12 protein-coding genes are annotated in these 11927 nt (G+C 69.3%); 5 read left to right on the top strand and 7 right to left on the bottom strand.

The annotated features are described in order from the left end of the window. Positions 1-638: 638 nt before the first annotated feature. Positions 639-995, top strand: coding sequence for a hypothetical protein (locus VLK61_RS18185; protein WP_325423031.1), 357 nt, complete (start codon positions 639-641; stop codon positions 993-995). A gap of 141 nt (positions 996-1136) precedes the next feature. Here VLK61_RS18185 and VLK61_RS18180 read toward each other — a convergent pair whose 3' ends face one another. Then, positions 1137-1502, bottom strand: coding sequence for a hypothetical protein (locus VLK61_RS18180; RefSeq protein WP_325423030.1), 366 nt, complete (start codon positions 1500-1502; stop codon positions 1137-1139). A gap of 239 nt (positions 1503-1741) precedes the next feature. On the opposite strand from VLK61_RS18180, the gene VLK61_RS18175 reads away from it, so the two are divergent. Continuing rightward, positions 1742-1987: a hypothetical protein gene (locus VLK61_RS18175; RefSeq protein ID WP_325423029.1), complete on the top strand. Its 246-nt coding sequence runs from the start codon at positions 1742-1744 to the stop codon at positions 1985-1987. 228 nt (positions 1988-2215) lie between these two features. Here the strand turns inward: VLK61_RS18175 and VLK61_RS18170 are convergent, their stop codons facing one another. The 6 genes from VLK61_RS18170 to VLK61_RS18145 all read right to left on the bottom strand — a co-directional run bounded on the left by VLK61_RS18170 (position 2216) and on the right by VLK61_RS18145 (position 6956). After that, positions 2216-2452, bottom strand: coding sequence for a PIN domain-containing protein (locus VLK61_RS18170; RefSeq protein WP_325423028.1), 237 nt, complete (start codon positions 2450-2452; stop codon positions 2216-2218). Further along, positions 2449-2727, bottom strand: a complete 279-nt coding sequence (locus VLK61_RS18165; protein ID WP_325423027.1) for a type II toxin-antitoxin system Phd/YefM family antitoxin — start codon at positions 2725-2727, stop codon at positions 2449-2451. The genes VLK61_RS18170 and VLK61_RS18165 overlap by 4 nt, the downstream gene beginning before the upstream one ends. Positions 2728-2867: 140 nt before the next feature. Beyond that, a complete protein-coding gene (locus VLK61_RS18160; protein WP_325423026.1) occupies positions 2868-5111 on the bottom strand; it encodes a xanthine dehydrogenase family protein molybdopterin-binding subunit in 2244 nt (747 codons plus the stop codon). A gap of 11 nt (positions 5112-5122) precedes the next feature. After that, entirely contained in the window at positions 5123-5596 is a 474-nt protein-coding gene (locus VLK61_RS18155; protein WP_325423025.1) for a (2Fe-2S)-binding protein, read from the bottom strand. 105 nt (positions 5597-5701) lie between these two features. After that, on the bottom strand, positions 5702-6274 hold the full coding sequence (locus VLK61_RS18150; protein ID WP_325423024.1) for a TetR/AcrR family transcriptional regulator: 573 nt from the start codon (positions 6272-6274) through the stop codon (positions 5702-5704). 73 nt (positions 6275-6347) lie between these two features. Beyond that, on the bottom strand, positions 6348-6956 hold the full coding sequence (locus tag VLK61_RS18145) for a hypothetical protein (RefSeq protein ID WP_325423023.1): 609 nt from the start codon (positions 6954-6956) through the stop codon (positions 6348-6350). Between the two features lie 200 nt (positions 6957-7156). Between VLK61_RS18145 and VLK61_RS18140 the strand changes: the two genes are divergently transcribed. The 3 genes from VLK61_RS18140 (at position 7157) to VLK61_RS18130 (ending at position 11918) form a co-directional block, all read left to right on the top strand. Continuing rightward, positions 7157-9199 carry a SagB family peptide dehydrogenase gene (locus VLK61_RS18140; protein WP_325423022.1) on the top strand — a complete coding sequence of 681 codons (2043 nt, stop codon included), beginning with the start codon at positions 7157-7159 and terminating at the stop codon, positions 9197-9199. A gap of 209 nt (positions 9200-9408) precedes the next feature. Next, positions 9409-9954 (top strand): DUF2760 domain-containing protein, encoded by a 546-nt coding sequence (locus VLK61_RS18135; RefSeq protein WP_325423021.1) that lies wholly within the window; start codon positions 9409-9411, stop codon positions 9952-9954. Between the two features lie 71 nt (positions 9955-10025). After that, on the top strand, positions 10026-11918 hold the full coding sequence (locus VLK61_RS18130) for an Hsp70 family protein (RefSeq protein WP_325423034.1): 1893 nt from the start codon (positions 10026-10028) through the stop codon (positions 11916-11918). Positions 11919-11927 lie beyond the last annotated feature (9 nt).

Genomic DNA, 11927 nt, shown 5'->3' with positions numbered 1-11927 from the left:
CAACACCAGCCCGGTTGCGCCCAGCACCGCGGCGGGGTCCCTCAAGAAATCTGCCCGCGTGCGAGCGTCGTGCTCAATCTTGAATTGCAAGGAGTTGAGGTTCTGTATCACTTGCGCTTGCGTGAAGTTCGACATTTCGATTCTCCGTATTCGGAAAACTCAGCTTGATGAACTGGATGGTGAGCTGGGAACCGCGAATTCAGGCCAAGCGTGAAACTCGCGCCAGACACTTGCCGGTTGAGTGTAGAGCTTGTCTGTTTGACTTCAAAACGCGCGTCCGGCTGGCTGGCGGTTCCGTGTGGTCCTGGGGCGACGACTACAGCGGGCAGCTGGGCGACGGCAGCGAAGGCGCTGAAGCCGCGACGCACAGCTCGACGCCAGCTGCGTCCGCAGTACTCGTCGCCCTGGGTCCAGGAGCTGGGCTTCATGGACGCGCGCGACCTCGCCAACCCCGACGGGCACACGTGGGGGGCATTCTGGATGGATCCGGCGGCAATGCCGCCCGCTGATCAACAGAGCAGAGGCCGTGCGGGTAGGGGCGCGCCTACCGCAGCGCGCGGCGCATTCCGATAGCCCGCTCGAGTCGGCCTCGCGTTGAATGGGTGGTGCCATATGGCCCGCAATGCAAAGGAGCAGTCATGCAAGCCATTTTCAAGTCCGCCCTCGTGGCCGCCGCCGCCGTCGCTTCGCTGGCAGTGGGCGCCCAGACCTACGACCGTCCCTACGACCACCGTGTCGGCGTCGACACGACCGAGATTGACGCCCGCATCGAGCGCCAGCTGGAGCGCATCGACCGCGGCATCCAGCGTGGCCAGCTCAACCGCGCGGAATCCCGCCAGCTGATGCGCGAGCATCGCGAGATCGAGCGCTTCCAGGCCCGCGCCAAGGCAGACGGCCGCGTGTCCCGCTGGGAAGCCGATCGGCTGGTGGCGATGGTGGACCGCGCTGACCAGCACATCCGCGGCCTGCGTCGCAACTTCGACGACCAGGGCTGACGCGCACTAACTCCGGTTCGAACCGGTCTGCCGCCCGGCCCGGCTCGCGGGCCGGGCGGCAAGCTTGCCCGGGGCCGTTTCAGTCGAAGCTCACGCTCGTGAGCTTCTCGCGCGGCGCCTTGCGCCGCATGCGCGTGGTCCTCAACTCTTCGCCGACTTCTTCCCCGCTTTGCGTGCGGCATCCAGGGCCGCCGCCTTGGCAGCGTGCTTCTCGGCGCGCGACTTGTGGGCCTTGCTCGTCTTGGCGTCCTTGCTCTCCTTGGCTTCCTTCTTGGCCTTGGGCTTGTCCTTGGGCAGGGCGTGGTGGGTTCGCACCAGCCGGTCGGCCACCGGCTTGGTCTCGCCGGCGTGGGCCAGGCGATTCGCTCTTTCCTCCTTGAGCGCCCGGCGTTCCTCGATCAAGGCCTGTTCGTCGGCGGACGGCTCGTTGTCCGCCCCCTGGGCTTCAATGCGGCTCAGCGTCGCGCGATGTAGCGCCTGGCCGTTTTCCGAGATCCGGTGGGTCAACGATGCAATGCGAATGGGCATGTTGCGGTCCTCATGGGGGTGAACGGCCACTGTAGGCCCGTCCGGCACCTCACGCCAGTCGGGTCATTCCAGGCGTGGCGGGACGATCCTTTCTGACTCGACGGCCCTTGAGTCCTGCGCTTCGCGGCGCGGGCAAACCCCAAGCCGGTTGCCCATCAAATGATTTAACGTAGATAACTAGGTAATCGCAATCAAGATGTCGGGCGAAGGAGTTGGCCATGGCGATTTCATCCACGTTGATCCTGGGTCTGTTGGGCGTGGCGGGGCTTTCAGTGTCGGCGAGCCTGGCCCTCGTGGCCGTGACGCCGGGTGTCGGCGCCACGGGCGAATCCGGACGACAAGCCCCGCATCGAGCGCCCGCGAACGCGCGCGAAGATCAGGTTCCGGTCTACAGCGCGCCCGAGCACATGCCGTTCCCCGCCCACGGCTCGTGGGAGGCGCTCTTTCAGGCCCGGGGCGGCTGATGCCGCGCTGAGCTTGATCACGCCGGACCGTCCGGTGGTGGGCGCGGAACGTCGAAGACCAGGCCTCGCTCGGGATCTTCGATAGTGCGTGATTGAAGCGGCGCGACCCGCATTTCCAAGCCAAGGCCGGACGCATCCTTGATCTGCGTCGCAACTTCGACGACCTGGGCTGACGCGCACCGTCGTCGATCCGCTCGGGTCTGCCGGTCGGTACGGCTCCTGGCAAGGTCAGGATGTTTCCGGCGTACCCGTGATCTCAGGCGCCAGAAACAGCCTCACCCGGCTGGTCGTCCATGTGGGAACGCCCGTGCCGAAGAAGTCGGCGTCCTCGGTCCAGATCGGGCAGCTCAGGGCCAGCGCGCAGGCCAATGCCGGCCAGTCGTCTGGATCACGTTCGCGGATGCGTTCACCCAGCACAGCGCGGATCAAGATGTTGGCATCCAGGACGATGGTGCGCCGGGTCATCGCTTGGTTTGCGCCGAGCCGACCCGGCCGGCTTTGCGCACCGCCTTGAACTCAGCGGCCACGGCCTCGATGTCGACGGACTTGGCCGCCAGCAGGCGGTCCAACTCGGCGGAAGCCTTCTTCAGGGCGGCCACGTCGGCGTCGGCCTGGCCTTTCGTCGGGATGAAGTAGCCCACGGTCTGCCCGTGACGGGTGACGGCCACCGGCGTGTCCGACGCGATGTACTCGGCCAGTCCGGATCGGAATTCGCGGATGCCGACCTTGGTGGTTTCCATGGCGTGCTCCAGAAATGAGGCTGCAGGGGGAGGGGATCGCCGGATTGTGCATCATTGTGTACACAAGTGCGGGTATCGCTGCGATGCAGTCCGGCCACCGACCCTCATTCAGCCCGTTGATCAGGAGCGTCCGCCCACCATCAAGCCATCTTGAACGGCATCTCCCGCAAAGCCTTGCCCGTCAACGCCGCCAGCGCATTCGCAAACGCCGGCGCCAGCGGCGGCAGGCCCGGCTCACCCATGCCGGTGGGCGCGTCGGCACTGGGCACGGTGTGCACGGCGATCTGCGGCATGTCGGTGATGCGGGGCACGACGAAGTCACCGAAATTGCTCTGCTCCACCACGCCGTCCTTCAGCGTGATCGCGGCGCCGGGCAGGCACATCGACAGGCCCATCAGCGCGCCGCCCTGCACCTGGGCTTCCACGGTGCGCGGGTTGATCACCCGGTTGCAGTGCACGCCGGCGGTCACGCTGTGCAGCTTGGGCACGCCGTCCTTCACCGAAGCTTCGACGACATAGGCCACCACCGACTGGAAGGACTCGTGCACCGCCACGCCCCAGGCGCGGCCCGGCGCCAGCGTCTTCTTGCCGTAGCCGGATTGGTCCACCGCCAGCTGCAGCGCGGCCTTGTGGCGCGGGTGCTTGTCGCCGATCAGCTTCATGCGGTAGGCCACGGGGTCTTGCTTGGTGGTGCGGGCAATTTCGTCGACCAGCGTTTCCATCACGAACGCGGTGTGGGTGGAGCCCACGCTGCGCCACCACAGCACCGGCACGTTGAGCTTGGGGTGGTGCACCGTCAGGCGCATCGGGATCTCGTAGGGCTCCTTCATGCCTTCGACGGCGGTGGCGTCGACGCCGTCCTTGACCATGAACTGCTCGAAGGGCGAACCCGTCACGATGGACTGGCCGACGATGGCATGGTCCCAGGCGCTGATCTTGCCCTGCGCGTCGAAGCCGATCTTCGCGGTGTGCAGGTGCATCGGGCGGTAGTAGCCGCCCTTGATGTCGTCCTCACGGCTCCACAGCGTGCGGATCGGGGCGCTGATGCCGGCCGCCTGCGCCGCCTTGACGATCGCGCAGGCCTCGACCACGTAGTCGCTGGTCGGGATCGCGCGGCGGCCAAAGCCGCCGCCGGCCATCTGCACATGGACCTGCACGTTCTGCGGCGGCACGCCCAGTGCCTTGGACGCCGCCAGGCCATCGAGCCCCGGCATCTGCGAGCCCATCCACAACTCGGCCTTGTCGCCCTTGACGCTGATGGTGCAGTTGAGCGGCTCCATCGGCGCATGCGCCAGGTAGGGGAAGACGAATTCCGCGTTGATGGTGTGCGCGGCGTTGGCCAGGCCGGACACATCGGCGTCGTACTTGCGCGCGCCGGGCTTGGCTGCCAGTTCACGGTATTGCACCAGCAGCTTGGCGCTGTCGACTTTCTCGACGCTGCTGCTGTCCCATTCGAGCTTCAGCGCATCACGCCCTTGCTTGGCTGACCAGTAGCCATCGGCGATCACCGCCACGCCTTCGCCGCCGCGGTCCACCGGCACACGCAGCACGGCCTTCACGCCCTTGACGGCCTTCGCGGCGCTGTCGTCCACCGACTTCAGCTTCGCGGCAAACACCGGCGGGTGGGCCAGCACGGCGGTCAGCATGCCGGGCAGGCGCACGTCGATGCCGTAGCCCTGGCGGCCGCTGGACTTGGCCTTGGCGTCGAGCCGGCCGGTGGCCTTGCCGATCAGGCGGAAGTCTTTCGGGTCTTTCAGCGTCACGGTCTCGGGCACCGGCAGCTTCATCGCCGCTTCGGCCAATGCACCGTAGACCAGGCGCTTGCCGCCGGGGCCGATGACCACGCCGTTTTGGGTGCGCAGGCTGGCCGCATCGACCTTCCATTGCGCCGCCGCGGCGCTGATCAGCATCGCGCGGGTGCGGGCGCCCAGTTCTCGGTACTGCGTGTACGAATGCGCGATGGAGCCCGAGCCGCCGGTGAGGTGCATGCCGAACACCGGGTCGATGTAGGCCGGGTGGTTGCTGCCGTGCACGCTGGTGAGCTTGGACCAGTCGGCATCGAGTTCCTCGGCCAGGATCATCGGCAGCGCGGTCTGCACGCCCTGGCCGAAGTCGAGCCGGTTGATCGTGACGGTGACCGTGCCGTCCTTGGCGATGTGCACGAAGGCCGAGGGCTGCTGCTCCGGCTTCAGGCCGGCGGGTTTGGCGGCGTCCTGCGCCAGCGTGCCCAAGGGGAAGGCGCCGAGCGCGAAACCGCCGGCGACGCTGAGCTTCAGGAAGCTGCGGCGCGGCAGGCCTTCGCCTTCGGTGGTCGGGAGGCGCTCCTGCGCCATCAGCGCTTGCAGGTGGCGGGGCAGCTCGAAGGTGCTTGGGTCGAAATGCATGTGCGTCTCCTTCAGGCCAGCGTCTTGGCGGCGTCGGTGATCGCGGCACGAATGCGCGCGTAGGTGCCGCAGCGGCAGATGTTGCCGGCCATCGCGGAATCGATCTCGGCCTCGGTCGGCAGCTTGCCGCGCGGCACGCTCTTCAGGAAGGCGGTGGCCGACATGATCTGGCCGCTCTGGCAGTAGCCGCACTGCGCCACGTCATGCTTGACCCAGGCCTCGTGCACGGCCTTGCCGACCTTGTCGGCGCCGCCGGTCACGGCTTCGATGGTGGTGATCTTCTTGCCCGCGGCCGACGAGATCGGCGTCACGCAGGAGCGGATGGCCTGGCCATCCAGGTGCACGGTGCAGGCGCCGCACAGCGCCGCGCCGCAGCCGAACTTGGTGCCGGTCATGCCCAGTGTGTCGCGCAGCGCCCAGAGAATGGGGGTGGCGGGGTCGGCATCGACCTGGCGGTTCTGGCCGTTGATGTGGAGCGTGCTCATCGATGGATCCCTTGGTTGAACATTTATTCGCTTAAACGATAGTCCCGTGAGGACGATTGGTCAAGCGGGGGGGGGGTGCACGCCCCACAGCGTGCAGGGGTGTTCTCAGGCCTTGATGCCGTCCCAGCACAGCCCGAAGGCCATGGCCACATGGGCGTCGGTGCGGGCCAGCGTGCCGGAGCGCAGCAGGTTGGCGGTTTCGCGCACCGAGCCGGCGAAGCTGCTGATCAGCATCGGCGTCGGCACGTTCTTCAGGATCTGCTGCGCCTTGGCCGCCTCGATCAGGTCGACCCAGTCCTTGAACAGCCGGGCCGACAGCTGACGGCTCTCTTCGCTGAACCAGGGCGAGTTGTAGTACTGCTCCTGAAACACCATCTGCGCCGAGTGGGTGATCCGGTGCTCCAGCCAGTTCGTCCAGGTGCGCTGGAAGCGGCTGCGAAACGGCGCCTGCGGATCGTCGCCCTGCAACAGCATGGCCGCGGTTTCGGTCTTGGCCTGCTCGTACAGCGCGACCAACAGTTCTTCCTTGGACTTGAAGTAGACGTACAGCGTGCCGGTGGCCAGGCCGGCTTCACGGGCAATGGCGGCCATGGTCAGGCCGCTCAGGCCTGTCTGTTCGACCAGCGCGTAGGTGGCCCGGGCGATGGCGCGCAGCTTCTCGTCGTCTTTGGGCTTCACGGCAGCATCATAGCTGAACGTTTATTCGTGTAATGTCCCCTTTGGAGGGGACGGCGGGCCACCGGCCGGCTGCTTATCGCGGCATCGATGCCCAGTCTTCCCGCAGCAGGTCGCAGATTTTCATGCCGTAGTTGACGTAATACTGCAGGTTCGCCGGAGAACCGATGTTGGTGATGTCGCCCTGGGCCGTCTTGAGCGCGAATATCGAGAAACACCAGGCCAGTATCGCGGTTCTACCGCCATTCACCTGTTTCTTGATTTCCGTTTTCAACAGCAAGGGCGAGTTGTATTCCTTCTCGGTGACATCCAGCACCTCCATCGAGAGTTGTTTGTATTCCTTGTTCACCGCGGCAATGCGGGACTGGTCCTCGCCAATGTGGGATTTGTCCGCGACACCGACGAACTGGAAGTTGGCCCCCTGGTTCTGCACCGGCGCGCCGTGGCGGCCGGACATGATGGTGAACTTCGCGGTCGAATTCTTGTCGGCGCCGGCCAGGGCCCGCACGATCGGCGGCCAGGATTCTTCGCCGGTTTCAAACAGGGACAGGTAAATGTTCCCAACCTTGACCCAGGGCACCGGCGGGCTGACGAGGCCGCCTTTTTCACAGTCCTTCATATATTGTTCACGCACTTCCTTGACCGTGCGGGTGCTGTCTTCGGGCAGTATCACGATGGCGGGCATATTGGGCTCCGGTGGGCTTCCACGACGCGTTGGACGAGTTTGAGTGTCTGGTGCAGCAATCGGCGGCGTCAATGTCCGGCGGGCGCCGGACCTGAGCAGCTTTACCGTTTTCGGCGCTGTCTGCTGCGCCTTGAGTCACCCGGGCAGCCGCCGTTCACTTTTCGCCCCGCGCAGGCAAGATCAGCGCCCGAGGTGATGCCATGCCGAAAATCCTCTGGGTTGCATTGCCGCTGCTGATCGCCGCGGTCCTGCTCGCGGTGCAGGTGCTGCGCCGGCGGGTGCCGTCGCGCCACGCCATCAACATCGGCGCCAGCGTGCTGCTGCTCGGCTACGTGGCGGCCACTGCGAGCCTGGGCATTTTCTGGGTCGCGAACCAGCAGCTGCCGGTGTTCGATTGGCACTACCTGTTCGGCTACGGCACGGTGCTGCTGGTGTCGCTGCACCTGGTGTTCAACTTTCCGGTGGTCTGGCGCTTCTTTGCGCGGCGCGGCCGCGTGGCAGCCGGTGCTTCGGCGCCCGGTTCGGCGGCGCAGCCGGTGGCGGCTGCCGTGCCAGGGGCCATCGCGCGGCGGGGGGTGCTCGGTGCGCTGGGCGTGGCGGCCGCGGCCGGCGTGGCCTTCGTGCTGGGTCTGCGCCATGGCCGCACGGATATTCGGATCGAGGCCTCGTCGGCGGGCGCTGCATCGGGCGTCCTGGCGCCGCCGTCCGAGGCGGCGGCAAGGGCGCTGGCCCTCGTCGAGCGTTTCCACGCGTTCTCGTCGCACTCGCGCGCCGGCGTGCTGCTGCGTGCGCCAGGCGTCGACTGGGGCGATCCGCCGCCGCCGTTCAAGCACCACGCCGGCGCCGAGCGGCTGAGCCTGCCGGCGCCCGGTTCGGCGCGCAGCGTGCGTTTCGATCTGGCGCTGCTGGCCGATCTGCTGTGGCACACCGCCGGCGTGACCGAGACACGGGGCGGGCTGCAGCTGCGGGCCTCGCCGTCGTCGGGCGCGCTGTTCTCCACCGAGCTGTACGTGGCCGCACGCGCGCTGCCCGGTCTCGAGCGGGGCCTGTGGCATTACGACCCGCAAGGGCATGCGCTGGAGCGCCTGCCCGAGGCGGCGCCCGATGCGCTGCCGCTCGGCGCGCTCGACGATGCAGCGCTGCACGACGCGCCGGCGCTGGTGGCGGCCACCGCGATCTTCCGGCGCACCGGCCACAAGTACCGCGACCGCAGCTACCGCTACCTGCTGGCCGACCTGGGGCACGCGCTGGAGAACCTGCGTGTCGCGGCCGACTGGAGCGGCGTGCAGGTGCGCTTCATCGCCGCCTTCGACGAAGCCCGCGCAGCGCGTGCGCTGGGCGTGGACGAGGCGGAAGAGGGCGTGCTGGCGCTGGTCGCGATCGGCATCACGCGGGCTGCCGAAGCCACCGACCGGGCGACGCCGACGGCTGCCGCGGCCCCGCTGGCATCCGGGGCTGCCGCGGCGAGACTGGCCCTCGGCGCATCAGCGACCGCGCGCTGGCAACCCGCGCCGGTGCCGGCCGCACAAGGCGTGCCGCTGGGCGTGACGGCCGCCATGCACGCTGCGACCTCGATGCGCGCGGCTGCCGCATCGCCGACGGCGGCCTCGACGGCCGCATCCTGGCCGGGCTTGCCGGGTTTGCCGGGTGCGGTGCTGCCACCGCTCGTCCAGTTGCCGGCCCCGCAACCACTGGCGCCGCCCTGGCTGCGCGTGATCGCCGGCCGCCGCTCGGTGCGGCGTTTCGCCGGCACGCCGCTGCCGCTGCAGGCGCTGTCCGAGGTGCTGGCGCAGATGCAGCAGCAGGCGCCGCAGCTGTCGGCGGCGGTGCGCGTGTCGGTGGTGGTGCACGCGGTGGCCGGCCTCGCGCCGGGCGCCTACGCCTACCTGCCGGCGCGCCATGCGCTGCTGCCACGGCGCGTGACGATGGCGCTGCGCGACGCCGCACGCGCTGCGGCGCTCGATCAGGACCTCATCGGCGACGCCGCGGCGGTGTTCGTGCTGGCCATCGACCGCGCGGTGCTGGCCGCCGACCCGCTGGGCCCGGCGCGGGGCTATCGGCATGCCTTCCTGGAAGCCGGGCTGGTGGGCGAGCGGGTCTACCTGGCGGCCGGCGCGCGGGGCCTGGGCGCCTGCGCGGTGGGGGGCTTCTACGACGATGAAACGAGCGCGCTGGTGGGGCTGGACCCGGCGCGCGAATGGGTGGTTCATCTGGCAGCGCTGGGGGTCAAGGGCGCGCCCTAGAATGTTGCGCTGCAGCACGTGCGCCGTCGCGGCGGCCGAACCCGCGAAACTACCGGGCCGGGGTGATCCGGGGTCGTTGCGGCCCTCGCGCACGGTGCTGCCCCTTGCTTTTGCAACCCTTGCGGCCCCACGGCATCCCGCCGATCGTGGGCCAGGAGCATTCCATGGCCAACCCAGCCTCTTTCCCACCCGGCGCCCCGCCTTCCTTGATGACACGCATCGGGCTGGCTTTCGGTGCTTTCTTCGCGGTGCTTGGCGATGCCGCGTTCGCGGCACGCTTTGCCGCACTGCGCAGCGGCGCCGCGCCGACCCCCGCCACGCCAACGCCTGCACCCGCACCCGCCCCGGCGCCCGTCGCACCGGTGCTGAAGACCCGCGATCCGGACGCCGCGCTGCAACTGCTGGCACTGCTGCAGCGCGAAGCACGGCTGATCGATTTCAGCGGCGAGAACCTGAGCGGCTACGAAGACGCGCAGATCGGCGCCGCGGCGCGCCTGGTGCACGCCGGCTGCGCCAAGGTGCTGCGCGAGCACTTCAGCATCGTGCCGGTGCGCGACGAAGCCGAAGGCAGCCGCATCACGCTGCCGGCCGGCTTCGACGCCGCGGCCGTGCGGCTGACCGGCAACGTCGTCGGCCAGGCGCCGTTCCACGGCAGCCTCAGCCACCGCGGCTGGCGGGTCGCCGAAGTGCGGCTGCCCAAGCTCGCCGAGGGCCATGACGCGCGCGTGCTGGCGCCGGCGGAGGTGGAGCTGTGAGCGCCGCCAAGACCACGGCGCCGTCTGCCGCTGCGACCGGTGCCGCCCGCGGCCAGGCCGCGCGCTACGCCATCGGCATCGACCTCGGCACCACGCACAGCGCGCTGAGCTACATCGACCTGGCCGCCGAGCATGACAGCGAGACGCCGCCGCTGGGCGTGCTGGACATCCCGCAGCTGACGGCGCCGGGCACCCTCGAGGACCTGCCCTTGCTGCCCTCGTTCCTGTACCTGCCGCATGCCGACGAGCTGGCGCCGGGCGAGCTGACGCTGCCGTGGGCCGAGGAACGCCGCCACATCGCCGGCGAAGGGGCGCGCCGGCGCGGCGCGACCACGCCGATCCGCCTGGTGTCCAGCGCCAAGAGCTGGCTGTGCCACGCCGGCGTGGACCGCCGCGCGGCGCTGCTGCCGCAGGATGCGCCGCCGGAGCTGGCGCGCATCTCGCCGCTGGAGGCCTCGACGCGCTACCTCGAACACCTGCGCCAGGCCTGGGATGCGGCGTTTCCGGACGCTGCTTTTGTCGACCAGGACCTGACGGTCACGATCCCCGCTTCCTTCGACCCCGCCGCGCGCGAGCTGACACTGGAAGCCGCGCAGGCCGCTGGCTACCCCGCGCCCACGTTGCTGGAAGAACCGCAGTCGGCGCTGTACAGCTGGATCCAGGCGGCGGGCAGCGGCTGGCGCAAGCAGCTGCGGCCGGGCGACATCCTGCTGGTGGTGGATGTCGGCGGTGGCACCAGCGATTTCTCGCTGATCGCCGTGCTCGAAGCCGAAGGCAGCCTGGCACTGCACCGTGTCGCGGTGGGCGAGCACATCCTGCTCGGCGGCGACAACATGGACCTGGCGCTGGCCCACGTCGTCGCGCGCAAGCTGGCCGCCGCCGGCACCCCGCTCGACGCCTGGCAACTGCGCGCGCTGACCCACGCCTGCCGCGGCGCCAAGGAAATGCTGCTGGCCAGCGCCGACACACCAGGCGCACCGCACGCTGGCAAGCCGGACGCTGCCGCGCCCGGGGCGTCAGCGCAGCCCATCGTCGTGCCCAGCCGCGGCTCCAAGCTGATCGGCGGCGCGATCCGTACCGAGCTGACGCACGACGAGATCGCCGCGACCATCGTCGACGGCTTCTTCCCGGCGGTCGAGGCCACGGCCCGGCCGCAGGCCCGCGTGCGCGCCGGCCTGGCGCAGCTGGGCCTGCCCTACGCGCAGGATGCCGCGGTGACACGGCACCTGGCCGCGTTCCTGGGCCGTCAGCATGCGGCGGTGGCCGAGCTGCCGGGCTTCACCGAGCGGCTGCAGCCCGGCGCCAGCTTTCTGCATCCCACGGCGCTGCTGCTCAACGGCGGTGTTTTCAAGTCGCCGCTGCTGGCCGAGCGCACGCTGGCCACGCTGAACGCCTGGCTGGCCGCCGAGGGCAGCCCGCCGGCCCGGCTGCTGGGTGGTGCCGACCTCGACCTGGCGGTGGCCCGGGGCGCCGCGTACCACGGCCATGTGCGGCGCGGGCGCGGCGTGCGCATCCGCGGCGGCACCGCGTTCGCGTACTACATCGCGGTGGAATCGGCGATGCCGGCGGTGCCGGGCCTGGAGCCACCGGTGCAGGCCTTGTGCATCGCGCCCTTCGGCATGGAAGAAGGTACCGACGCCGCGCTGCCGGCGCTGGAGTTGGGGCTGGTGGTCGGCGAGCCGGTGCGCTTCCGCTTCTTCGGATCGTCGGTGCGGCGGCAGGACGTCGTCGGCACGCTGCTGGACAGCTGGGCAGCGGACGAGCTGCAGGAACTCGACGCGATCTCGGCGACGCTGCCGCCCGAAGGCCGCACGGCCGGCGACGTGGTGCCGGTGCGGCTGCACGCCCGCGTCACCGAAGCCGGCACGCTGGAACTCGAAGCGCTGCCGCGCAGCGGCGATGAGCGCTGGAAACTGCAGTTCGACCTGCGCGGCGAACGGCCGGAGGACGCTGTTGCGTCGTAAGGGTGCCGC

The sequence above is a fragment of the Aquabacterium sp. genome (assembly GCF_035476535.1).
Lineage (GTDB): Bacteria > Pseudomonadota > Gammaproteobacteria > Burkholderiales > Burkholderiaceae_C > Pseudaquabacterium.
Note: the sequence above shows the minus strand (reverse complement) of the source record. Positions and strands in the feature narration are given on the sequence as shown.

Bases quoted from the DNA above. Each gene is read 5' to 3' on its own strand.
- VLK61_RS18185 (WP_325423031.1), top strand. From the start codon at position 639: ATGCAAGCCATTTTCAAGTCCGCCCTCGTGGCCGCCGCCGCCGTCGCT.
- VLK61_RS18175 (WP_325423029.1), top strand. From the start codon at position 1,742: ATGGCGATTTCATCCACGTTGATCCTGGGTCTGTTGGGCGTGGCGGGG.
- VLK61_RS18170 (WP_325423028.1), bottom strand. From the start codon at position 2,452: ATGACCCGGCGCACCATCGTCCTGGATGCCAACATCTTGATCCGCGCT.
- VLK61_RS18165 (WP_325423027.1), bottom strand. From the start codon at position 2,727: ATGGAAACCACCAAGGTCGGCATCCGCGAATTCCGATCCGGACTGGCC.
- VLK61_RS18160 (WP_325423026.1), bottom strand. From the start codon at position 5,111: ATGCATTTCGACCCAAGCACCTTCGAGCTGCCCCGCCACCTGCAAGCG.
- VLK61_RS18155 (WP_325423025.1), bottom strand. From the start codon at position 5,596: ATGAGCACGCTCCACATCAACGGCCAGAACCGCCAGGTCGATGCCGAC.
- VLK61_RS18145 (WP_325423023.1), bottom strand. From the start codon at position 6,956: ATGCCCGCCATCGTGATACTGCCCGAAGACAGCACCCGCACGGTCAAG.
- VLK61_RS18140 (WP_325423022.1), top strand. From the start codon at position 7,157: ATGCCGAAAATCCTCTGGGTTGCATTGCCGCTGCTGATCGCCGCGGTC.
- VLK61_RS18135 (WP_325423021.1), top strand. From the start codon at position 9,409: ATGACACGCATCGGGCTGGCTTTCGGTGCTTTCTTCGCGGTGCTTGGC.